Origin of the sequence: Streptomyces sp. H39-S7 (genome assembly GCF_027158205.1) — a bacterium.
Classification (GTDB): Bacteria; Actinomycetota; Actinomycetes; order Streptomycetales; family Streptomycetaceae; genus Actinacidiphila.
In genome coordinates, this window is the sequence record NZ_JAPVLU010000038.1 from 57,184 (window position 1) to 77,168 (window position 19,985).

20 protein-coding genes are annotated in these 19,985 nt (G+C 72.4%); 12 read left to right on the plus strand and 8 right to left on the minus strand.

Going from position 1 to position 19,985, the window contains the following annotated elements:
- Nucleotides 1-22: 22 nt before the first annotated feature.
- Nucleotides 23-943 carry an alpha/beta fold hydrolase gene (locus O3X23_RS30580; RefSeq protein WP_269275232.1) on the minus strand — a complete coding sequence of 307 codons (921 nt, stop codon included), beginning with the start codon at nucleotides 941-943 and terminating at the stop codon, nucleotides 23-25.
- Nucleotides 944-1,246: 303 nt separating this feature from the next.
- On the opposite strand from O3X23_RS30580, the gene gdhA reads away from it, so the two are divergent.
- The 4 genes from gdhA (at nucleotide 1,247) to O3X23_RS30600 (ending at nucleotide 5,707) form a co-directional block, all read left to right on the plus strand.
- The gene (gdhA, locus tag O3X23_RS30585) at nucleotides 1,247-2,578 is read left to right on the plus strand and encodes an NADP-specific glutamate dehydrogenase (protein WP_269275234.1); all 1,332 of its coding nucleotides are present in this window, start codon (nucleotides 1,247-1,249) and stop codon (nucleotides 2,576-2,578) included.
- A gap of 65 nt (nucleotides 2,579-2,643) precedes the next feature.
- Nucleotides 2,644-3,273 carry an alpha-ketoglutarate-dependent dioxygenase AlkB gene (locus tag O3X23_RS30590; RefSeq protein WP_269275236.1) on the plus strand — a complete coding sequence of 210 codons (630 nt, stop codon included), beginning with the start codon at nucleotides 2,644-2,646 and terminating at the stop codon, nucleotides 3,271-3,273.
- Between the two features lie 131 nt (nucleotides 3,274-3,404).
- Nucleotides 3,405-4,943, plus strand: a complete 1,539-nt coding sequence (locus tag O3X23_RS30595) for an ATP-dependent DNA ligase (RefSeq protein ID WP_269275238.1) — start codon at nucleotides 3,405-3,407, stop codon at nucleotides 4,941-4,943.
- A gap of 299 nt (nucleotides 4,944-5,242) precedes the next feature.
- On the plus strand, nucleotides 5,243-5,707 hold the full coding sequence (locus tag O3X23_RS30600) for a DUF5990 family protein (RefSeq protein ID WP_269275239.1): 465 nt from the start codon (nucleotides 5,243-5,245) through the stop codon (nucleotides 5,705-5,707).
- 11 nt (nucleotides 5,708-5,718) lie between these two features.
- Here O3X23_RS30600 and O3X23_RS30605 read toward each other — a convergent pair whose 3' ends face one another.
- The 4 genes from O3X23_RS30605 to O3X23_RS30620 all read right to left on the minus strand — a co-directional run bounded on the left by O3X23_RS30605 (nucleotide 5,719) and on the right by O3X23_RS30620 (nucleotide 10,281).
- Nucleotides 5,719-7,131, minus strand: coding sequence for a pyridoxal-phosphate dependent enzyme (locus O3X23_RS30605; protein ID WP_269275241.1), 1,413 nt, complete (start codon nucleotides 7,129-7,131; stop codon nucleotides 5,719-5,721).
- 164 nt (nucleotides 7,132-7,295) lie between these two features.
- The gene (locus O3X23_RS30610; RefSeq protein WP_269275244.1) at nucleotides 7,296-7,982 is read right to left on the minus strand and encodes a class F sortase; all 687 of its coding nucleotides are present in this window, start codon (nucleotides 7,980-7,982) and stop codon (nucleotides 7,296-7,298) included.
- Between the two features lie 92 nt (nucleotides 7,983-8,074).
- A complete protein-coding gene (locus O3X23_RS30615) occupies nucleotides 8,075-8,503 on the minus strand; it encodes a hypothetical protein (RefSeq protein ID WP_269275246.1) in 429 nt (142 codons plus the stop codon).
- 137 nt (nucleotides 8,504-8,640) lie between these two features.
- The gene (locus tag O3X23_RS30620; protein ID WP_269275248.1) at nucleotides 8,641-10,281 is read right to left on the minus strand and encodes an FAD-dependent oxidoreductase; all 1,641 of its coding nucleotides are present in this window, start codon (nucleotides 10,279-10,281) and stop codon (nucleotides 8,641-8,643) included.
- A 230-nt stretch (nucleotides 10,282-10,511) separates the two neighbouring features.
- On the opposite strand from O3X23_RS30620, the gene O3X23_RS30625 reads away from it, so the two are divergent.
- The 7 genes from O3X23_RS30625 (at nucleotide 10,512) to O3X23_RS30655 (ending at nucleotide 15,877) form a co-directional block, all read left to right on the plus strand.
- Nucleotides 10,512-11,675: a SchA/CurD-like domain-containing protein gene (locus tag O3X23_RS30625; RefSeq protein ID WP_269275250.1), complete on the plus strand. Its 1,164-nt coding sequence runs from the start codon at nucleotides 10,512-10,514 to the stop codon at nucleotides 11,673-11,675.
- A gap of 54 nt (nucleotides 11,676-11,729) precedes the next feature.
- The gene (locus tag O3X23_RS30630) at nucleotides 11,730-12,170 is read left to right on the plus strand and encodes a cupin domain-containing protein (RefSeq protein WP_269275253.1); all 441 of its coding nucleotides are present in this window, start codon (nucleotides 11,730-11,732) and stop codon (nucleotides 12,168-12,170) included.
- Entirely contained in the window at nucleotides 12,167-13,435 is a 1,269-nt protein-coding gene (locus tag O3X23_RS30635; RefSeq protein WP_269275255.1) for a beta-ketoacyl-[acyl-carrier-protein] synthase family protein, read from the plus strand. Before O3X23_RS30630 ends, O3X23_RS30635 begins: the two co-directional genes overlap by 4 nt.
- Nucleotides 13,432-14,718: a beta-ketoacyl synthase N-terminal-like domain-containing protein gene (locus O3X23_RS30640; RefSeq protein WP_269275258.1), complete on the plus strand. Its 1,287-nt coding sequence runs from the start codon at nucleotides 13,432-13,434 to the stop codon at nucleotides 14,716-14,718. Before O3X23_RS30635 ends, O3X23_RS30640 begins: the two co-directional genes overlap by 4 nt.
- A 77-nt stretch (nucleotides 14,719-14,795) precedes the next feature.
- A complete protein-coding gene (locus O3X23_RS30645; protein WP_269275260.1) occupies nucleotides 14,796-15,053 on the plus strand; it encodes an acyl carrier protein in 258 nt (85 codons plus the stop codon).
- 1 nt (nucleotide 15,054) lies between these two features.
- Nucleotides 15,055-15,510, plus strand: a complete 456-nt coding sequence (locus O3X23_RS30650; protein ID WP_269275262.1) for an SRPBCC family protein — start codon at nucleotides 15,055-15,057, stop codon at nucleotides 15,508-15,510.
- A gap of 34 nt (nucleotides 15,511-15,544) precedes the next feature.
- Nucleotides 15,545-15,877, plus strand: a complete 333-nt coding sequence (locus tag O3X23_RS30655) for a TcmI family type II polyketide cyclase (RefSeq protein ID WP_269275264.1) — start codon at nucleotides 15,545-15,547, stop codon at nucleotides 15,875-15,877.
- 88 nt (nucleotides 15,878-15,965) lie between these two features.
- On the opposite strand, the gene O3X23_RS30660 is transcribed toward O3X23_RS30655, so the two are convergent.
- From O3X23_RS30660 to O3X23_RS30670, 3 genes are all read right to left on the minus strand, one after another.
- Nucleotides 15,966-17,021, minus strand: a complete 1,056-nt coding sequence (locus O3X23_RS30660; RefSeq protein WP_269275266.1) for a methyltransferase — start codon at nucleotides 17,019-17,021, stop codon at nucleotides 15,966-15,968.
- 57 nt (nucleotides 17,022-17,078) lie between these two features.
- On the minus strand, nucleotides 17,079-18,140 hold the full coding sequence (locus O3X23_RS30665; RefSeq protein ID WP_269275268.1) for a right-handed parallel beta-helix repeat-containing protein: 1,062 nt from the start codon (nucleotides 18,138-18,140) through the stop codon (nucleotides 17,079-17,081).
- A gap of 175 nt (nucleotides 18,141-18,315) precedes the next feature.
- Nucleotides 18,316-18,963 carry a peroxiredoxin-like family protein gene (locus O3X23_RS30670; protein WP_269275271.1) on the minus strand — a complete coding sequence of 216 codons (648 nt, stop codon included), beginning with the start codon at nucleotides 18,961-18,963 and terminating at the stop codon, nucleotides 18,316-18,318.
- A gap of 134 nt (nucleotides 18,964-19,097) precedes the next feature.
- On the opposite strand from O3X23_RS30670, the gene O3X23_RS30675 reads away from it, so the two are divergent.
- Nucleotides 19,098-19,682 (plus strand): TetR/AcrR family transcriptional regulator, encoded by a 585-nt coding sequence (locus tag O3X23_RS30675; RefSeq protein WP_269275273.1) that lies wholly within the window; start codon nucleotides 19,098-19,100, stop codon nucleotides 19,680-19,682.
- The last annotated feature ends 303 nt before the right edge of the window (nucleotides 19,683-19,985 follow it).

The window sequence follows — 19,985 nt, forward strand, 5'->3', positions numbered from 1 at the left end:
CCGGCGGGGGCCGGGCCCGTCCTCACTTCGCCGCCCCGGCCGCCGGCAGGACGTCGTCCAGCCAGTCCAGCAGCCGCCCGGCGATGACGCCCGGTATCTCCAGCTGCGGGACGTGGCCGACGCCGGGGAACGTCTCGAAGCGCCAGCCGGGATGGCGGGCGGCCGCCGCGCGGGCCGCCCTCACCGGCACCAGCCGGTCCCGCTCCCCGCTCATCAGGTAGACCGGCATCCGCAGCGACCGCATCGCCGACCAGTACGTGTTCCGCCGCGCGTTCACCCGCACCAGTGAGCGTGCGGCGGCCAGGAAGGCGGCGTCCAGTCCCGGCACCCCCGCCCGGTGCTCCACCAGCTCGACCGAGGCGCCGACCAGCTCCTCGGGAACCGCCGACGGGTCGGCGCACACGAGAGCGAGCAGCCGCCGCACCTGCTGCCGGGCCGTGCCGGAGGCCCGCGCCCGCGCGAACAGTTGCTCCCCGACCACGGGCACGGAGTAGAGCAGGAACGTCGACAGGACCAGCGGGTCGGGCCGGGCGCCGAACGGCATCGGCAGCGCGGGGTCCAGGAGGACGAGTCCGCTGGTCGTCTCCGGAGCGGCCGCCGCCTGCAGGATCGCGATCATCCCGCCCATCGAGTTGCCCACCAGCACCGCCGGCTCCCCGATGACCTCCCGCAGGAAGCGGTCCAGCAGGGCTGCGTTGTCCCGCACCGTCGTGCCGCGGCCCGCCGGGTCCGTCAGCCCGAATCCGGCCAGGTCCACGGCGGTCACCCGCAGCCGGGGGGCCAGCAGGGGCGCGAGCAGGCACCAGTTGAGGTGCGAGCCGCCGAGCCCGTGCACCAGGACCACCCGCGGCGCGTCCGGCGGCCCCCCGAAGTCGGCCCAGTGGACCCGCCCGCCGAGGTCGGCGAAGCGGCTGGTTCCGCCCCAGCGGGCCAAAGTCGTCATGTCCGTCAGTATCACCGCGGAAGCTACCCGGCGGTAGGTGACGTGTTCGGGCGCGGCGGCTCCGGAGCGACCGGCGGGAAACCGGGCCGCTGGACAGGGCCTTGAGCGGAAGTCGTCGATGTCCCCTCCACACTGCCGGGAGGTGACCCCTGATTCGCTCTGCGGCACTTGTGGACGTCCGGGGCCCGGTGTGAACATCGACCGCTACGGGGCCGGCGGGGACAGCCGTGAACGCCGAGCCCTCCGTATCCGTAGAACAACGCACAGTGTCCCGCCCGGCAGTCGCTCCTGAATGGAACCGATATGAAGCCTTCCTTCCGTGCCCAGCTGATCGAGCGGAACCCGGGCGAGCCCGAGTTCCACCAGGCGACACAGGAGGTGCTGGAGACCCTCGCACCGCTGCTCTCGGCGCGTCCCGAGTTCGCCGAGGCGAAGCTGGTCGAGCGGATCTGCGAACCGGAGCGGCAGCTGATGTTCCGGGTTCCGTGGCAGGACGACTCGGGCGAGATCCACGTCAACCGGGGATTCCGGGTGGAGTTCAACAGCGCGCTGGGGCCGTTCAAGGGCGGTCTGCGCTTCCACCCCTCGGTGAACCTGGGCATCGTGAAGTTCCTCGGTTTCGAGCAGATCTTCAAGAACGCCCTCACCGGACTGAACATCGGCGGCGGCAAGGGCGGCAGCGACTTCGACCCGCGCGGCCGGTCGGACTCCGAGGTGATGCGCTTCTGTCAGTCCTTCATGACCGAACTCCACCGCCACCTGGGCGAGCACACGGATGTCCCGGCGGGCGACATCGGCGTCGGCGGCCGGGAGATCGGCTACCTCTTCGGCCAGTACAAGCGCATCACCAACCGCTGGGAGGCGGGCGTCCTGACCGGCAAGGGGCTGGAGTGGGGCGGCTCGCAGGCCCGCACCCAGGCCACCGGGTACGGCAACGTCCTGTTCACCGCCGAGATGCTGAAGAAGCGCGGCGAGGACTTCGACGGCCAGCAGGTCACGGTCTCCGGATCGGGCAACGTCGCGATCTACACCATCGAGAAGGCCCAGGCTCTGGGCGCCAACGTCCTGACCTGCTCCGACTCCGGAGGCTACGTCGTCGATGAGAAGGGCATCGACCTCGAACTGCTGCAGCGGATCAAGGAGGTCGAGCGCGGCCGGGTCAGCGACTACGCGGACCGCCGCGGCATCTCGGCCCGTTACGTGGCCGGCGGCCGGGTGTGGGACGTGCCCGCCGATGTGGCCCTGCCGTCGGCGACCCAGAACGAGCTCGACGCGGACGCGGCCGCCGTGCTGATCCGCAACGGGGTGAAGGCCGTCTCGGAGGGCGCCAACATGCCCACCACCCCGGACGCGGTCAAGCTGCTGCGCGCCGCCGGAGTCGCCTTCGGGCCCGGCAAGGCGGCCAACGCGGGCGGCGTCGCCACCAGTGCCCTGGAGATGCGGCAGAACTCCAGCCGCGAGTCGTGGTCGTTCGAGCGCACGGCGGAGGAGCTGGCGACCATCATGCGGGGTATCCACGACACCTGCTACGACACCGCCGAGCGCTTCGGTGCCCCGGGCGACTACGTCGTCGGCGCCAACATCGCGGGCTTCGAGCGGGTGGCCTCCGCGATGCTCTCCCAGGGCGTCGTCTGACGGGGCCGCGGGGGCTCCCGATCACGTCAATCGTACAGGTGTGCGAATATGTGTAGGCTGGTCCCATGGCCGTACATCTGCAGAACTCGCTCTTTGACCAGGAGGACGAGATCGCACCGCGCCCCCTCGACGGGCTGCGCCGCACCGATATCGGGCTCGGCGCCTGGATCGACGTGCTTCCGCAGTGGCTCGTCGGGGCGGACGCGCTCTTCGAAGCGCTGGCGGAGGACGTCGAGTGGCACGCCGAGAAGCGCGTCATGTACGAGCGGACGGTGGACGTACCGCGGCTGCTGTCGTTCTACGGTGACCGCGACCGCCTGCCGCACCCGGCCCTCGACGCGGCTCGCTCGGCCCTGAGCGCGCACTACGCCGCCGAGCTCGGCGAGCCGTTCACCACGGCCGGGCTCTGCTTCTACCGCGACGGACGCGACGGTGTCGCCTGGCACGGCGACACCATCGGCCGCGGCGGCACCGAGGACACCATGGTCGCGATCGTCTCCGTGGGGGCGCCGCGCAATCTGGTGCTGCGGCCCCGCGGCGGCGGCCCGGCCGCGGTGCGCGTGCCGCTCGGGCACGGCGACCTCATCGTCATGGGCGGCAGCTGCCAGCGCGCCTGGGAGCACGCCATCCCCAAGACGGCGCGGCCGGTGGGGCCGCGGATCAGCGTGCAGTTCCGGCCGCGCGGGGTGCGCTGAGGCGAGCGGCCGGTCCCGGGCGAGGCCGCCCCGGGAGACGGGCGGGGCCGCCCCCCGGGAGACGGAGCGGAAAGCGGGTACGCATGGGCCAGCCGCAGTCCTCGCCGCCCCAGCCCTGGAGTCCCCCGCCCATGCTGCTTCACGAACTGGCCGTCACCTCCCAGGCCCTCGCCGTCGAGCCGGCCCGCAACGCGAAGATCGCCCTGCTGGCCGGGTACCTCGGGAACCTGGGCCCCGACGAGCTGCCCGCGGCCGTGGCCCTGCTGTCCGGTGAGTCCCGGCGCATGCGGATCGGGGTCGGCCCCGCCGGGCTGCGCGACCTGCCGCCGCCCGCCGCCGAACCGGAGCTGGGCGTACGGGAGGCCCAGGACGTACTGGCCGCACTCGCCGCCGTGCACGGACCGGGCTCGCAGGGCGAACGGCGCCGGCTGCTGGAGGAGCTGTTCGCCCGGGCCACAGCCCAGGAGCAGACGTTCCTGAGCGCGGTGCTCGTCGGCGAGCTGCGGCAGGGAGCCCTGGACGCGGTCGTGGCGGACGCCGTCGCCAAGGCGGCCGGTGTGCCCGCGGCGGACGTCCGCCGGGCGCTGATGTTCCGCGGCTCCGCCCGCGCCGTCGCCGCGGCCGCCATGACGGGCGGTAAGGAGGCGCTGCGCGCGTTCGGGCTGGAGGTCGGGCGCCCGGTACGGCCGATGCTCGCCGCCTCGGCCCCGGACGTCGCCGCCGCCCTGGAGCGGGTGAGCCCCGCCGCGCTGGAGTGGAAACTCGACGGCATCCGGGTCCAGGTGCACCGGGACGGCGACGAGGTATCGGTGTTCACCCGGAGCCTGGACGACATCACCTCCCGCGTACCGGAAGTGGTGGAGGCCGCGCGGGCGCTGGACGTGCGGACGGCCGTGCTCGACGGCGAGGCCATCGCGCTGGGCCCGGACGGCAGGCCCCGCCCGTTCCAGGTCACCGCCGCCCGCACCGCCTCGCAGCAGGATCCCGCGCGGCTGCGGGCGGAGGTCCCGCTCAGCGTCTTCTTCTTCGACCTGCTGCACCGCGACGGCACCGACCTGCTCGACCTGCCCGCCGAACGCCGCTGGGCCGAGCTCGACGACGTGGTGCCCGCGGAGCTGCGGGTGCCGCGGACCGTCACCGCCGACGCCGGCGACGCCGCGGACTTCTTCCGCGGGGCACTGGCCCGCGGTCACGAGGGCGTGGTGGCCAAGGACCCGGCCGCACCGTACGCGGCGGGCCGGCGCGGCGCCGGATGGATCAAGGTCAAGCCGCGGCACACCCTGGACCTGGTGGTGACGGCCGCCGAGTGGGGCAACGGCAGGCGCGAGGGATGGCTGAGCAATCTGCACCTCGCCGCACGCGGGGAGGAGGACGATCCCGCCCCCTGGGTGATGCTCGGCAAGACCTTCAAGGGGCTGACCGACGAACTGCTCACCTGGCAGACCGCCGAACTGCTGGCCCGGGAGGAGACCCGCGACGGCTACGTCGTGCACGTCCGGCCGGAACTGGTCGTGGAGATCGCCTTCGACGGCCTCCAGCGCAGCCCCCGCTATCCTGCGGGACTCGCGCTGCGCTTCGCGCGCGTGCTGCGCTACCGCGACGACAAGACCGCGGCCGAGGCGGACACGGTCTCCACGGTGCGGACGCTGGCCGCCGAGGAGGGCTTGTGAGCGGTCCGTCCGGGCGCGGCGACCGCCACACCCGGACGAGCGCGGAGCGTTCCTACCAGCCCACCGCGACCAGCAGGTACTGCGGGTTCGCGTGCGAGACGAACGAGGGTGAGGGAGCCGGAACCGCGTGATAGCGCTCTCCTGGTGGGGTGATGTTTACAACCGCGTTTCTTCGAGGTCAAGAAGTAGCCCCCGGAATCGCCCCAACCAGCTTGCTGGGAAAGAGGGTTGAACACGCCGAAGCGCGGGGGGAGTTCACGGACACGCCCAGGACGGGCCCGGCGGGGGATGATGACCGTGTGGAGATCCGCATCGAGGCCTCGGACCTGCCCGGGCGCGCCGTCGCGCCGGGCCCGGATTTCCCTGCCGCGGGCAATGTGCACATCGGGGTGCAGCGCAAGGACCGGCCGGGCGAGTGGACGGGCCTGCACCGGGGTGACGCGCTTTCCGCGGGCTGGACCCTGGAGGCCGTCGCCGTTCCGGCGGCCGGCGGGACGGAACTCGAAGGCCCCTGCATCCAGGACCGGCTGGGCGGGCGGTTCGTCTTCCTGGCCTGGGTCACGGTGGACGCCGCGGGCGTCACCGACATGCTGCGGCGGGCGAAGCTGATGTTCGCCGACATCCCGCCGGAGACCCTGGACGCGGCGGTGCGCGGCGGCCGGCTCACCGCACGGCTGCGGTTGACGACCGCCGAGGGCCGGCCGGTGTGCGGGAGGGTACGGCCGCCGCTGGTGACCTGGTCGGCGCAGGACGACGGCAGCTAGCGAGCCGCCCCTCAGACCTCCAGCGCCTTGCGGCCGACCAGGCCGACCGCGCGCCCGTCGAGCAGGACGACGGCGGCGTCGTGGCGGCGCTGCGGGGTGTCGAGGCAGCCGAGCGCGCTGGAGAGCGGCTGGCCGAGGCCGACGACCGGCAGTGCCGGGGCGAGGTGGTCGCGCAGCGGCTCCTCGGGGCGCGCTCCCGCGTCGAGCGCCGCCCGGAGTCCGGCGGCCTCGGCCGAGCCGATGATCTCTCCGGCGCTGACGCCGAACGGCCGCTCGGCACGGGCGAGCACCACCGGGGCGACGTCGGCCCGCGCGGTGCGCAGCACGTCCAGCGCCTCACCCAGCGACGCGGTGGAAGCGACGGTGACCAGGCCCGTGCGGGGGTCGGCGGCGCCGTCCAGCACCGTGCGCACCGTCGGCTCCGTGTCGTCGCTGTGGCGCGGCTCCTCCAGGAAGCCGCGCTGCCGCAGCCAGTCGTCGCTGAGCGCCGAGGACAGGTAGGAGCGGCCCGAGTCGGGCAGCAGGACGACGACCAGGTCGTCGGGGCCCGCCCGCCGTGCCACCCGCAGCGCCGCGGCCACCGCCGTCCCGGAGGACGGCCCCACCAGCAGGCCCTCCTCGCGGGCCATCCGCCGCGCGGTCAGCAACGACTCCCGGTCCGGTACCCGTTCGAACGTGTCGACCACGTCGCTGTGGTACGACTCGGGCCAGACGTCCTCCGAGGTCTCCGGATGGACGAAGTGGCCGATGCTCTCCACGAAGTAGGCGCTGCCGTCGCCGCCGGCGTACACCGACGCCTCCGGGTCCGCGCCGACGACGGTGACCCGCCCGCCGGAGGTCCCCTTCAGGAAGCCTCCGGTGCCGCTGATGGTGCCGCCGGTGCCGACGCCCGCCACGAAGTGCGTGACCCGCCCGCCGGTCTGCTCCCAGATCTCCGGTCCCGTGGTCAGCACATGGGCGTCCGGGTTGGCCGGGTTGTCGTACTGGTTCGCCAGCCAGGCGCCGGGGATCTCCTCAGCGAGCCGGCGTACGACGTGGAAGAGGTGGTCCGGATGGTCCTTGGACAGGGCGGTCGGGGCGAGGACGACCTCGGCGCCGTAGGCCCGCAGGATGTCGCTCTTCTCCCGGGCGGCCCGTTCGGACATCCCGATCACGACCCGGTAGCCGCGCCGGCGTCCGACGATGGCCAGCCCGATGCCGGTGTTCCCCGACGTCGCCTCGATGATCGTGCCGCCCGGTTTCAGCTCGCCCGTCCGCTCGGCCTCCCGCACCATCGACAGCGCGGCACGGTCCTTGACGCTGCCGCCGATGCTGAGGAACTCCGCCTTCGCGTAGACGGGGGTCGCGATGCCCTCGCCGAGCCGCGCCAGCCGGAACAGCGGCGTCCCGCCGATCGCGTCCGTGACCGATTCGTAGACGGTCATCCCTGGAACCTCGTCCCTCGTCCGGTGGTTGCGACGCGACGGAACCACCGGGCGTGAGGGGCCGGCGGCGACACCGCGGGGCCGGTGTCCGGTCAGTGGACCCGCGGGTGCACGATACCGCGACCGGCTTGCGGCCCCGCCGCGGGCGGGCTCCGCACGGACGGTCAGCGGTGGCCGGAGGAGTCCAGGTGGGCGAAGACGACGATGTTGTCCGTGTAGTCCTTCTTGGACTGGTCGTACGTTCCGCCGCAGGTGATGATGCGCAGCTGGGCGTTGGGGGTGTCGGCGTAGACGCGCTGGTCGGGGAAGTGGTCCTTGGAGAAGACCTCGACGGAGTCGACCTTGAACTTCGCGACGACGCCGTCGGCGCGGGTGATCTCGGCGGTGCTGCCCGGCTTGACCATGTCGAGGAGGTAGAACACCGCAGGACCGGTCACGGTGTCGACATGGCCGGCGACGATGGAGTTGCCTGCCTCGCCCGGTGTGGGGCCGGCTTCGTACCACCCGACGAGGTTGCTGTCGTTCGCCGGCGGGGGATCCAGCTTGCCCGACGTGCCGATGCGCAGCGGGGTGAAGGGGGCGCTCACACCGATGGCGGGAATCGTCAGCAGGGTGGGGCGCGAGGCGGGCAGCGGGGGAGCGCCGACGGGTGGGGCCGCCGCGTGGGCCGTGGCCTGCGCCACGACCGCCGCGGGGGGCGGCGCGGCGTCGGACGCGTCGACGGAGTTGAAGATGAGGAAGGCGCCGAGCAGTGCCGCGCCGGTGGCCCAGCCCAGGATGCGGGGCGAGTTGTCGCCGTCCGGCGTGCTCTTCGCCGCCGGAGTGCTGGGCGGGGGAGGCTGCTTGGCCATGCGATGCCTTTCGTCAGCGGTGGTTCTCGGCCGTGCGGCCCGGGTACGGGCGACGGGACGGGGCGGTCCGGCGGCTGCGCCGGACCGTCGGGTCAGACCGCGAGGCCGCCGGAGGTGTTGCGGCGGCGCAGGACGAAGGCGCCGGCGCCGAGGCCACCGAGGAGCAGGACGGAGCCGGCCGCCAGGCCGCCACCCGACAGGGCCATGCCGCCACCGCCGGTGTGCATGCCGCCGTGCGGCTTCCTGGCCTCCTTGCCCGCGTACTCCTCCTCGGGCTTGGCGTCCTTCTTGGCCTCCTTGCCCTTCCAGCCTTCCTCCGACTTGGCGCCCTTCTTGGCTTCCTGGCTCTTCCAGCCGTCCTCGGACTTGGCGCCCTGCTCGGTGGAGGACCAGGCGTCGCTGGAGGAAGCGCTCGGGTCGTACGCGTTGTGGGCACCCGTGGCCGCGTGGGCGGCCGGGGCGGCTATGGCCAGGACTGCGGAGAGGGTTGCTCCAGCGAGCAGGGTGCGGGCAGTGCGCATGGGAGGGATCCTTCCGCCGCGAGGTGCGCCGGCCGACAGGGGATCAGCCGTGGGGAGCGCAGTAGCGACGTCATCACCGTCAGTCATATGCATTCGATGTGCCACCGGGGTGGGCGCAATGGGTGACGCGGCGGCCGTCACCCATGGCCGGGGGCGCTGCCCAACACCTGCTCCAGCACGTCCCGCAGGGTCCGCTCCGCGTTCGGGTCCGCGGTCCGCGACCGCCACGCGATGAACCCGTCGGGGCGGACCAGGACGGCACCGTCGTTCTCCGTCCCGTGCAGTCGCGCCCAGTCGGCGCCCTCCTCCGGCACCAGGTCGTGGTCCTCGTCCGGACCCACCTGGTAGCAGGCGAGCGGGATGCCGGTGCGCCCGGCGATGCTCAGGCCGGCTCCGTGCCAGTCGTCACCCTCCGGGCCGCTGAGCAGCACCGGTGTCCGCTCGTACAGGTCGAGGGTGGAGAGCCGGACGTCCTCCTGGCGCAGCCACATGTGCGGGGCCCGGCCACCCGGCTCGGCCTGCGGACTGAACTCCTCCGGGACGGCCGGCCGGTCCTGGGCCGCGCCCACGACGGCGCCTTCCCCATAGCGGTAGCCGAGGACCACCGCGAGCATGCCGGGCTTGCGGCCGGGGCCGGGGCTGACGTCGTACCCGGGGTGGCGGTGTTCGGCGGAGCGGGTCGAGGCGCGGGCGCCGGTGGCCAGCGCCACCGGCCGCCGCTCGGCGTCGTACGTCTCCAGCAGCCCGGGGCCCGCCCAGCCGCCCAGCACCGCGGCGAGCTTCCAGGCGAGGTTGTGCGCGTCCTGGATGCCGGTGTTGGAGCCGAACGCGCCCGTCGGGGACATCTCGTGCGCGGAGTCGCCCGCCAGGAAGATCCGGCCGGCTCCGTAGCGCTCGGCGACCCGTTCGGCGGCATGCCACGGCGCTTTCCCGGTGACCTCCACCTCGAGGTCGGGCACGCCGACCGCGGTGCGGATCAGGGCCTGGCACCGCTGGTCGGTGAAGTCCTCCAGCGTCTCGCCGCCGTCCGGGCGCCAGGGCGCGTGGAACACCCAGTTCTGGTCGTTGTCGACGGGCAGCAGGGCTCCGGGGCTCTCGGGATTGGTCAGGTAGCAGACGATGAACCGCCGGTCGCCGACCGCGTCGGCCAGCCGCTTGGCCCGGAAGGTGATGCTCACGTTGTGGAACAGGTCGCCGGCCCCGGTCATGGCGATGCCGAGCCGCTCGCGCACCGGGCTGCGCGGCCCGTCCGCGGCGATCAGGTAGTCCGCCCGGATCGTCCGGTCCTCGCCGGTCTCGCGGGATCGGACCACCGCCGTCACACCGTCGGCGTCCTGCTCGGCGCAGATGAGTTCGGTGCCGAAGCGGAGGTCGCCGCCGAGCTCGCGGGCGCTGCGCAGCAGTACCGGCTCCAGATCGTTCTGGCTGCACAGGCACCAGCCGGACGGGCTGAACTTCGCCAGCGCCCCACCGGGGTCGATCTGCTTGAACAGCCATTCCTGCTCCGAGCCGGTCAGGGTGTCGGCCTGCAGGATGCCGTGATTCTCCGCCAGCACGGAGGCGGCCTCACGGATCAGCGGTTCGACCCCCGCCGTCCTGAACAGCTCCATCGTGCGGACGTTGTTGCCGCGTCCGCGGGGGTGGTGCGAGGTCTGCGCGTGCCGCTCCACGAGCAGGTGCTCGATGCCGAGGCGGCCGAGGAACAGCGAGGCGGACAGCCCCACCAGCGAGCCGCCCACGATCAGGACGGGTACGCGTTCGTCGATCTCCGACGTCATGAGGTCTCCCAGCAGTCGTGCCGGCCGGAGCCGCCCCGGGTTCGCGACGGTCGTTCGCCGGCTGCGTTCCTCCTTTCCCGATCGCGAGCCGGTTGACCGGCAAGTCACTCGGCCGCCTCACGTACCGTGCGCGATTCATGGCGCTATGTGAGCATCGGCCGTAGCCAGAACACGCCTGACGCATATGCGCAGGGCAAGGCGCGTACCCCCGACGGAGAGGAACGATCACGGTGACGACTCTGGACGACCGGCGTATACCGGATGCCACCCTGCAGGCGACGCGACTGCGCGTCGTGCTGCTGCTGGATGTCCTCGAGGGCCGACAGGAACGCTTCCTGGAGGCGTACGAAGAGATCCGGCACCAGGTGGCCGGGGTACCGGGCCACGTCAGCGACCAGCTCTGCCAGTCGCTCGGGAACTCCTCGCAGTGGCTCATCACCAGCGAATGGGAGAGCAGCGAGCCCTTCCTGGACTGGGTGGAGAGCGCGGCCCACCGCGAGATGGTCGAACCGCTGCACGGCTGCGTCCGGGACACCACGTCCCTGCGCTTCGTGATCGCCCGGGAGACCCCCGACCCGCTGGCCCCGCCCCGCCCGGAGCGCCGTGCGGCCCGGCCGGGCCCCGCCAAGGCGGGCGTCCCGCGCGTCGCCGCGCTCGACCCGCTGCCGGCACCGCCGCTGTGCTCGGGCGGCGTCGTGCGCCACGCGATCACCTTCACCGTCAAACCCGGCAGCGAACCGGCCGTGGCCGAGATCCTGGCCGGCTACCGCTCGCCCCAGGCCCGCGTCGACGACACCACGCGGCTGCTCCGCACCTCGCTCTTCCTGCACGGCAACCGCGTCGTGCGGGCTGTCGAGGTGCAGGGCGACCTCGGCAACGCGCTGCGGCACGTCGCCGCCCAGCCCGAGGTCAGGGCCGTCGAGGAAGCGATCAACCCGCATCTGGAGGAGGCCCGCGACCTCACCGACGGGTCGTCCGCCCGTGCCTTCTTCGCCCGCGCCGCGCTCCCCGCCGTCGCCCACGTGACCGGCGTCACCGAAGCCGGCCCGGACGACGGCGTCACCCGCCGCGCGTACTTCTACCCCGTCAAGCCCGGCCGCGGCGAGGCCGCCGCCAGCCTGCTCGCCGAGCTGGACGAGGCCTCCGCCGCGGACCCCGGGCAGCGCCTGGTGGGCAGCACGGTCTTCCACCGCGACGACGTCCTCGTCCGCGTCGTCGACCTGGCGGAGGCGCCGGGGCGCGCCCCGGCACGCGAACGCGCGGACGTCATGCCCGCCGAGCTGAAGCGGCTGCTCCACCCCGGCATGTCCCACGACCCGTCCGCCGCCGGTGAACCCTCGTACGGCGCCCGGGCGATGGACCTGATCACCGACCGCCGGTCGCAGGCCGTCTGACAACCCCCCTGCCGTCCGGCTCCGCGGCCGGACGGCACCCACCAAGGAGCGGCCATGACACCTCAGCAGGCACGCATCGTGCACCTCGACGAGACCAGCCCCAACACCCGGCGCGGCGGCGATCTGCGCGCCGTCCTCACCCCCGCCTCCGTGGGCGCCACGAGCGGCTTCATGGGGCTGGCGATCATCCAGCCCGGCGAGAAGATCGCCGAGCACTACCACCCGTACTCCGAGGAGTTCGTTTTCGTCGTCAGCGGATCGCTCGAAGTGGACCTGGACGGCGTCAGCCACCAGCTCCGCCCCGACCAGGGACTGCTGATCCCCATCGACGTACGGCACCGCTTCCGCAACGTGGGCAGCGCCGAGGCCAGGATGGTCTTCCACCTGGGACCGCTCGCGCCCCGCCCGGAACTGGGCCACGTGGACACCGAGGAGAGCACGCACGTCCAGGCCGGAGTGCTCGCTCCCCCCGACCCCGCGGGGGCGAGGACGTGACCCGGCGGGTGGCGGTCACCGGACTGGGCGTCGTCGCCCCCGGCGGCGTGGGGGTTCCGGCCTTCTGGGACCTGCTCACCGCAGGGCGTACCGCGACCCGGGGCATCACGCTGTTCGACCCCGAGGGCTTCCGCTCCAGGATCGCCGCGGAGGTCGACTTCGACGCCGCCGCCTGCGGTCTGCACCCGGACCACGTGCGGCGCGCCGACCGGTATGTCCAGTTCGCGCTGGTCGCCGCCCGCGAAGCGGTCCGGGACTCGGGGCTCGACACGGACGCCCAGGACCCCTGGCGGTTCGGAGCCTCCCTCGGCTCCGCCGTCGGCGGCACGACCCGGCTCGAGAACGACTACGTGGCGGTCAGCGCGTCGGGCGAGCGCTGGGACGTACGGCCCGAGGGCGCCGGACCGCATCTGCACCGGGCCTTCTCACCCAGCGCGCTGGCCTCGGAAGTGGCCGAGGACCTCGGCGCGCGGGGCCCGGTCCAGACGGTCTCGACGGGCTGCACCTCCGGGCTGGACGCGGTGGGCCACGCCTTCCACGCCATCCAGGACGGCAAGGCCGACGTGATCGTCGCCGGAGCCGCGGACTCGCCGATCTCCCCGATCACGGTGGCGTGCTTCGACGCCATCAAGGCGACCTCGACGCGCAACGACGACCCCGCGCACGCGTCACGCCCCTTCGACGCCGAACGTGACGGATTCGTCCTGGGCGAGGGCGCCGCCGTGCTGCTCCTGGAGGAGTGGGAGCACGCGCGCAGCCGCGGCGCCCGCATCTACTGCGAGCTGCGCGGCTTCGCCACGTTCGGCAACGCCTACCACATGACCGGTCTCACCAAAGAGGGACTGGAGATGTCCCACGCCATCGACCGGGCGCTGGACCAGGCCCGCGTCGACCGGACCGAGATCGACTACGTCAACGCGCACGGCTCGGGCACCCTGCAGAACGACCGGCACGAGACGGCCGCGGTCAAGCGCTCCCTGGGCGCGCACGCGCACACCGTTCCGATGAGTTCGATCAAGTCGATGGTCGGGCACTCCCTCGGCGCGATCGGGGCGATCGAACTCGCCGCCTGCGCCCTGGCGCTGACCCATGGCGTGGTGCCGCCGACCGCGAACTACGACACCCCCGACCCCGACTGCGATCTCGACTACGTGCCGAGGACCGCGCGCACCGCGTCCCTGCGGTCCGTGCTGTCGGTGGGCAGCGGCTTCGGCGGCTTCCAGTCCGCCGTGGTGCTCGGGCACGCCGAGAGGAGCCCGTCATGAAGCGGATATCACCGGACCGGGTGAAGCGGACACCGCCCGACCGGTCCACCGCCGGCCGGCGGACCGTGGTGACCGGCCTCGGCGTCATCGCGCCCAACGGCGTGGGGACCGACGCCTTCTGGAAAGCGGTCCAGCAGGGGGTCTCGGTGCTCGGCCCCGTCACCCGCGAAGGCTGCGCCGACCTGCCGCTGCGGGTCGCCGGCGAGGTCTCCGGGTTCGACCCGGCACTCCTCGTCGAAGGCCGCTACCTGGTCCAGACCGACCGCTTCACGCACTTCGCGATGGCGGCGGCCGATCTCGCCCTCGGCGACGCCCAGTTGGAGTCCGACCCGCGATCGCCCTTCGCCATCGGCGTGGTGACCGCGGCCGGCTCCGGCGGTGGCGAGTTCGGCCAGGGCGAACTCCAGCAGCTGTGGGGCCACGGCCCGCAGTTCGTCGGGCCCTACCAGTCCATCGCCTGGTTCTACGCCGCGAGCACCGGTCAGATCTCCATCAGGGGCGGCTTCCAGGGCCCCTGCGGAGTGCTCGCCAACGACGAGGCCGGCGGCCTCGACGCGTTCGGGCACGCCTGCCGCACGATCCGGCGCGGAACCGACGCCGTCGTCGTCGGCGCCACCGAGGCACCACTGGCCCCCTACTCGGTCGTCTGCCAGCTCGGCTACCCCGAGCTCAGCCTCGCGCAGGACCCCCACCGGGCCTACCTGCCGTTCACCGACGACGCCTGCGGATTCTCGCCCGCGGAAGGCGGCGCGATGTTCGTCGTCGAGGAGGAGTCCGCGGCGCGCCGCCGCGGCGCCCCCGTCCGGGCCGTGGTCGCCGGCCACGCCGCCACCTTCACCGGGACCGCGGGCTGGGAGCACTCCCGCCCCGGCCTGGCACGGGCGATCCAGGGCGCACTGGACGAGGCGGGCTGCTCCGGCGAGGACATCGACGTGGTCTTCGCCGACGCCCTCGGCGTGCCCGCGGCCGACCAGGCCGAAGCACTGGCCATCGCCGACGCCCTCGGCCCGCACGCCGCGAACGTCCCCGTCACCGCCCCGAAGACCGGCTTCGGCCGGGCCTACTCCGCGGCGTCGGCGCTCGACGTGGCCGCCGCGGTCCTCGCCCTGGAGCACGGCGTGGTGCCCCCGACCCCCAACATCACCGAGGTGCGCCACGACCTTGACGTCGTCACCGGCGAGGCCCGCGCCGCCGACCTCCGGACCGCCCTCGTCCTGAGCCGCGGCCTGATGGGCTGCAACTCGGCGCTGGTGCTGCGCCGCGTTCCCGACGACCGGCGCTGACCCCCGCGGCTCACCGGCCGCCGCCCCTTCCCCCGACCGCTGTTCCCTGAGCCCCCCGAGCCAAGGAGAAACCCGTGATGACCGGACCTGTCACGTTCGACGAGCTCGCGTCCCTGATGAAGGGCCGCGCCGGCCTGTCCGTCGACCCCGGCGAGATGGCGAACCGGCCCGAGGCGACCTTCGAGGAGTTCAACCTCGACTCCCTCGGCCTGCTCGGCATCGTCTCCGAACTCGAGAACCGCTACGGCCGGCAGATCGGCGACGAAGCGGACTCGTGCAAGACCCCGCACTCCTTCCTGCAGAGCGTCAACGCCCAACTCACCCTCGGAGCCTGACATGACCGGACGTACCGACAACCAGATCGTGATCGCCGCGCCCCTGGACCTCACCTGGGAGCTCACCAACGACCTCGAGCGCTGGCCGCAGCTGTTCAGCGAGTACGCGTCCGTCGACGTGCTCGAGCGGCAGGGTGACACCGTCACCTTCCGGCTGACGATGCACCCCGATGAGAACGGCACGGTCTGGAGCTGGGTCTCGGAGCGGGAGGCCGACCGGAAGACGTTCACCGTGCGGGCCCGCCGGGTCGAGACCGGCCCCTTCGAGCACATGAACATCCGGTGGGAGTACCGCGAGGTGCCGGACGGCACGTCGATGCGCTGGCTGCAGGACTTCAAGATGAAGCCCACCGCGCCGGTCGACGACGCCGGCATGACCGACCACATCAACCGCAACTCGCTGATCCAGATGGAACGCATCCGCGAGCAGGTCGAGCAGCACGCCCGGGTCGCCTGACCGACCCCGCTCCGACCCCGAAAGGACCCCTCCGATGCACCGCTCTCTCATCGTCGCCCGCATGAGGCCCGATGCCGCCCCCGACATCGCCGACACGTTCGCGGCCTCCGACCGCGGGGAGCTGCCGCGCCTGATCGGTGTGACCGGGCGCAGCCTGTTCCAGTTCGGCGACCTGTACCTGCACCTGATCGAGGCGGACCGCCCGCCCGGCCCCGAAGTGGCCCGCTACAAGGGCCACCCGGAGTTCCGGGACGTCAGCGACCGGCTCGCCCCGCACGTCCAGGCGTACGACCCGGCCACCTGGCGCGAGCCGAAGGATGCGATGGCCCGCGAGTTCTACCGCTGGGAGCGCAGCGACGCCGGCTGAGCCGCGAGGCGACCACACGAAAGCGCCACGCTCCTTCGGGAGCGTGGCGCTTTCGTGTGCTGCGCGGTGACCGTTCCGGGCGCCCGTTCTAGACGGGGACGAAGGCCTCGAACGCGTGCAGGTAGGCGTTGACCGGCCGGATCTCCCCGACCGCGAGCCCGGCTTCCTCCATCAGCAGGACCATGCTCGCCTTGGAGTGCTTGCCGCCCCCGACGTTCAGCAGCAGCAGCAGGTCCATGGCGGTGGTGAACCGCATCGACGGGCTGTCGTCGACCAGGTTCTCGACGACCAGCACCCGGGCGCCGGGGCGCGCGTTCCTGACGATGTTGCGGAGGGTGGCGCGGGTGCTGGCGTCGTCCCACTCCAGGATGTTCTTGATGATGTAGAGGTCCGCCTGGACGGGGATCTCCTCGCGGCAGTCGCCCGCGATGAGGTCGACCCGCCCGGCCAGCGGGCCGCCGTCCCGCAGCCGCGGGTCCGCGTTGGCGATCACGTTGGGGAGGTCGAGCAGGGTCCCCTTCACTTCCGGGTTCCTCTCCAGCAGACAGGCGAGCGCCAGCCCCTGGCCGCCGCCGATGTCCGCGACGCTCGTCACTCCGGAGAGGTCGACGTACGCGGCGAGGTCCTCGGCGGACTGCCGGCTGGACGACGACATCGCCCGGTCGAAGACCACGGCCGACTCGCCCGCGTCGTTGTGGAGGTAGTCGAAGAAGTTCTTGCCGTACAGGTCGGGGAAGACGTCCTTGCCCGACCGCACCGCGTCGTCGAGCAGCGGCCACGCCTGCCACGTCCACGGCTCGGTGCACCACAGCGAGATGTACCGGAGGCTGTCGGGGGAGTCCTCGCGCAGCAGCCGCGACATCTCGGTGTGCGCGAAGCGGCCGTCCTCCGTCTCCTCGAACAGGCCGTAGCACGCCAGCGCGCGGAGCAGCCGGCGCAGCGGCTTGGCCTCGGCCTTGACGTCCTGGGCCAGTTCCTCGACCGTCGCCGGCGTCTCACCCAGCGCGTCGGCGATCCGCAGCCGGGCCGCGGCGCGGACGGCCGCGGCGCAGGCAGCGCCGAACACGATCTCCCGCAGGCGCATACCGGCGTGCGGAGTGATGGCGGACGCGGGTGCCGTGGTCGGTGGGGTGGTGGTCGTCATGTGCTGCCTCTCCTGGGTTCGCAAGGGTGTCGGGACACGGGACGGTGGAACACGAGGTCAGCAGTGGCCCTTCGGCGCCGAGACCAGGCAGTGGTTTCCGCTGAAGGTGTTGCCGCGGCCGGTGTCCCGGTCGGACAGGTCGGCTGGGCCGTTGCGCAGGACCGTGTTGTCCTTGATGGTGTTGCCGGAGTTGGGACCGCCGGTGAAGCTCGGGAAGAGCACCACGCCACCGGACACCGGCGAGGATCCGACGTTGTCGGTGATCCTGTTGAGTTCCACCGTCGTGTTCTCCACGCCGGTCAGGACGATCCCGGAGCCCTGGATGATCGGCAGCCGGGAGTTCGCCGGGCAGAACTTGTTGTTCGCGACGATCTCGTTGAGACGGATGCTGAGCGCTCCGGCCCGCGGCGTCCCCTCGTCCCCGACGACGAACACACCGGCGCAGTTCCCGGTCATCGTGTTGTTCTCGTACGTCAGGTTGCGGACCCGCCGTGCCACGAAGCCGATCCGGTTCCCGGAGGAGTCGTTGCCGCTGATCACCGCGCCACCGGTGTCGAGGGCGCCGCCTTCGCCGGTGGTGAGGTTCGCCAGGAAGACGCCCGCCTGCCCGTTGTCGCGCAGCCGGTTCCCGAAGAGCCGGGACCTGGTCGACTTCTCGACACTGATCCCGTACTGGCCGTTGTTCCGGCCGAGCACGAACCGCACGTTCAGCCGGTCGGTGTCGGTGGCGGTGAGCGCGTTCTTGGGGAACCCGGAGACCGTGAGCGACTCGACGGTCACATCGGTGACCTTCCGGTCCGCCGTTCCGGTGACGCAGATCCCGTGGCCCCCCGCGGCGCAGGCGTTGCCCGTGGTCGCGGCCGGAGGGGTGATCACCGTTCGGTCGCCGGACCCGCGGACCGTGATGCCGGGGACGGTGATCCGAACGCTCTCCTGGTAGGTGCCCGGCAGGACGAGGACCGTGTCCCCCGGTTTCGCCCGGTCGACCGCTTGCTGGATCGACTGCCCCTTGGCGACGAGGAGCACGCTCTCCGCCTGTACGGGAGGCGCCGCCACCAGTCCTACGGCGGCGACGCCGACAGCAGTGCCGATCAGTTGACGGAACCGTCGTGCAGCCATGACCCCGACCCGCTCTCCAGGATGGTCCACCCATAGCGGCGCCGGGCTCGGCGACGGATCCGAGGGACGTTCGACGGCGGCACGCATACGTCGCCCGAGAGGGCGTGCGGCCGCCGGTTCGAAGCTATGGGTGATCATCCGGCCCCGCCACTCCAGGCACCCGCCCGGGGTGGCCTCAGTTCAGGGCGTCGAGTGCGGCCAGGATGTCGGCGGGCTCGGCGCGCAGGGTGTAGTCGGCCCTGACGAAGGCCCAGCGGATGACGCCGGAGCGGTCGATGACGTAGGTGGCGGGCAGCGGCAGGGTGCGGGCGTGGCCGCCGTTGACCCGTTGGAGTTCGAAACCGAACCGGTCGTACACCGCACCCAGTTCGCCGGAGAGGTCGAACGCGATGCCGAACCGCTGGGCGACCTCGGAGCCGATGTCGCTGAGGACGTCGAAGGCGAGCTGCTCCTTCCCGGTGAGGGAGAGGGACTCGTCCGGGATCTGCGGGGAGACGGCGACCAGCCGCGCGCCACGGGCGGTGATGTCGTCGTGGCGCAGTTGCAGTGAGCGCAGGGCGAGGTTGCAGTAGGGGCACCACGCGCCGCGGTAGAAGGTGAGGACCACGGGGCCTTCGGCGAGCAGGCCGTCCAGCGCGATCCGCCGGCCGTCGGCTGCCGGAAGGGTGAAGCGCGGGGCCTGGGCACCCGGGCCCAGGGCGCGGTCGGCCAGGCCGGACGCGGCGAGTTCCACCCCGCCGCGGTCCATGACCTCGAGGGCGTCGGCGGGCAGTTTCCGGTGGCCGTTCTCGTACAGGTCGCGCAACTCGTTCTGAAGGCTCACGGGCGCCATCCTCTGGGTGTCGGGTGGGGTGCGGCATTGATCTTGGAACAGTCGTTCCAGGATGACGACAGCACGGTTCGCGCGTCAAGGGCTATCTTGGAATCACCATTCCAAGTACTCGCGAGCGGTGAGCGATGCCCGACATCAAGCACTTCGATCCGGACGCGGCCCTGGAGCGGGTCGAGCGGCTGTTCTGGCAGCACGGCGCGGAGGCGTCGATCCAGGCCGTCGCCACGGCGACGGGGCTCAGCCGATCCAGCCTCTACACCACCTTCGGGGGCAAGCGGGAGCTCTACCTCGCCGCCCTGCGCCGCTACCTGCGCCACCGCGCGCAGCCGGCGTTCCGGGAACTGGGGGAGGACGGGCGGGGGCTGCCCGCCGTAGGGGACTTCTTCCGCGGCCTGATCGAGGCGCGCTGCTCCGGCGAGTACGCCGGGTGGGGCTGCATGGTCGTCAACGCCCATGTCGGGAGCGAGGGCGGCGACCCCGCGGTCCGCGCCCTGCTGGACGAACACCACCGGTTGCTGCGGGACGCGCTGCGCGCGGAGCTCGAAGCGGCCGACCGCCAGGGGCAGCTCGCCCCGGGCGTCTCCACGGACGCCGCCGCCGAGGCGCTGGCGCTGCTCGCCTACGGCGTGAACCTGCGCTCGCGCGGCGGAGCGGACGCCCAGGCGCTGCTCGGCACCGTCGACGCCGCCCTCTCGCTGCTCGGTCGCTAAGGCCGCGAGGCTCGTGCGATGACAATCATTTAATAACAAGCCCTGTGGGCCTGCCGCTCCCGCCCATGAAGGAAAACTCCGGCGGGCGGGCGAATCCCGTTCAACTTCTTGACGCGCACTCGTCATGCGCTGACAATCCAACACGGTCCTGTTGGTTGAGAGCGCTCTCATGTTGGAGATGCGGGCGTGATCTCCGCGAATCAGGTACTTCCCTTTCGGTTCATGAACAGAAGAAGGGAAACAGATTCCGATGCGCAGAACCCCACTTCCGCGCCGTGATCGGCCCCGGCAGCGCTGGAGCCG

What these genes read in the sequence shown, in the direction of transcription:
- O3X23_RS30650 (WP_269275262.1), top strand. Translation starts at nt 15,055, where the DNA reads ATGACCGGACGTACCGACAACCAGATCGTGATCGCCGCGCCCCTGGAC.
- O3X23_RS30590 (WP_269275236.1), top strand. Translation starts at nt 2,644, where the DNA reads ATGGCCGTACATCTGCAGAACTCGCTCTTTGACCAGGAGGACGAGATC.
- O3X23_RS30665 (WP_269275268.1), bottom strand. Translation starts at nt 18,140, where the DNA reads ATGGCTGCACGACGGTTCCGTCAACTGATCGGCACTGCTGTCGGCGTC.
- O3X23_RS30595 (WP_269275238.1), top strand. Translation starts at nt 3,405, where the DNA reads ATGCTGCTTCACGAACTGGCCGTCACCTCCCAGGCCCTCGCCGTCGAG.
- O3X23_RS30605 (WP_269275241.1), bottom strand. Translation starts at nt 7,131, where the DNA reads ATGACCGTCTACGAATCGGTCACGGACGCGATCGGCGGGACGCCGCTG.
- O3X23_RS30610 (WP_269275244.1), bottom strand. Translation starts at nt 7,982, where the DNA reads ATGGCCAAGCAGCCTCCCCCGCCCAGCACTCCGGCGGCGAAGAGCACG.
- O3X23_RS30620 (WP_269275248.1), bottom strand. Translation starts at nt 10,281, where the DNA reads ATGACGTCGGAGATCGACGAACGCGTACCCGTCCTGATCGTGGGCGGC.
- O3X23_RS30675 (WP_269275273.1), top strand. Translation starts at nt 19,098, where the DNA reads ATGCCCGACATCAAGCACTTCGATCCGGACGCGGCCCTGGAGCGGGTC.
- O3X23_RS30640 (WP_269275258.1), top strand. Translation starts at nt 13,432, where the DNA reads ATGAAGCGGATATCACCGGACCGGGTGAAGCGGACACCGCCCGACCGG.
- O3X23_RS30615 (WP_269275246.1), bottom strand. Translation starts at nt 8,503, where the DNA reads ATGCGCACTGCCCGCACCCTGCTCGCTGGAGCAACCCTCTCCGCAGTC.
- gdhA (WP_269275234.1), top strand. Translation starts at nt 1,247, where the DNA reads ATGAAGCCTTCCTTCCGTGCCCAGCTGATCGAGCGGAACCCGGGCGAG.
- O3X23_RS30580 (WP_269275232.1), bottom strand. Translation starts at nt 943, where the DNA reads ATGACGACTTTGGCCCGCTGGGGCGGAACCAGCCGCTTCGCCGACCTC.
- O3X23_RS30655 (WP_269275264.1), top strand. Translation starts at nt 15,545, where the DNA reads ATGCACCGCTCTCTCATCGTCGCCCGCATGAGGCCCGATGCCGCCCCC.
- O3X23_RS30630 (WP_269275253.1), top strand. Translation starts at nt 11,730, where the DNA reads ATGACACCTCAGCAGGCACGCATCGTGCACCTCGACGAGACCAGCCCC.
- O3X23_RS30645 (WP_269275260.1), top strand. Translation starts at nt 14,796, where the DNA reads ATGACCGGACCTGTCACGTTCGACGAGCTCGCGTCCCTGATGAAGGGC.
- O3X23_RS30660 (WP_269275266.1), bottom strand. Translation starts at nt 17,021, where the DNA reads ATGACGACCACCACCCCACCGACCACGGCACCCGCGTCCGCCATCACT.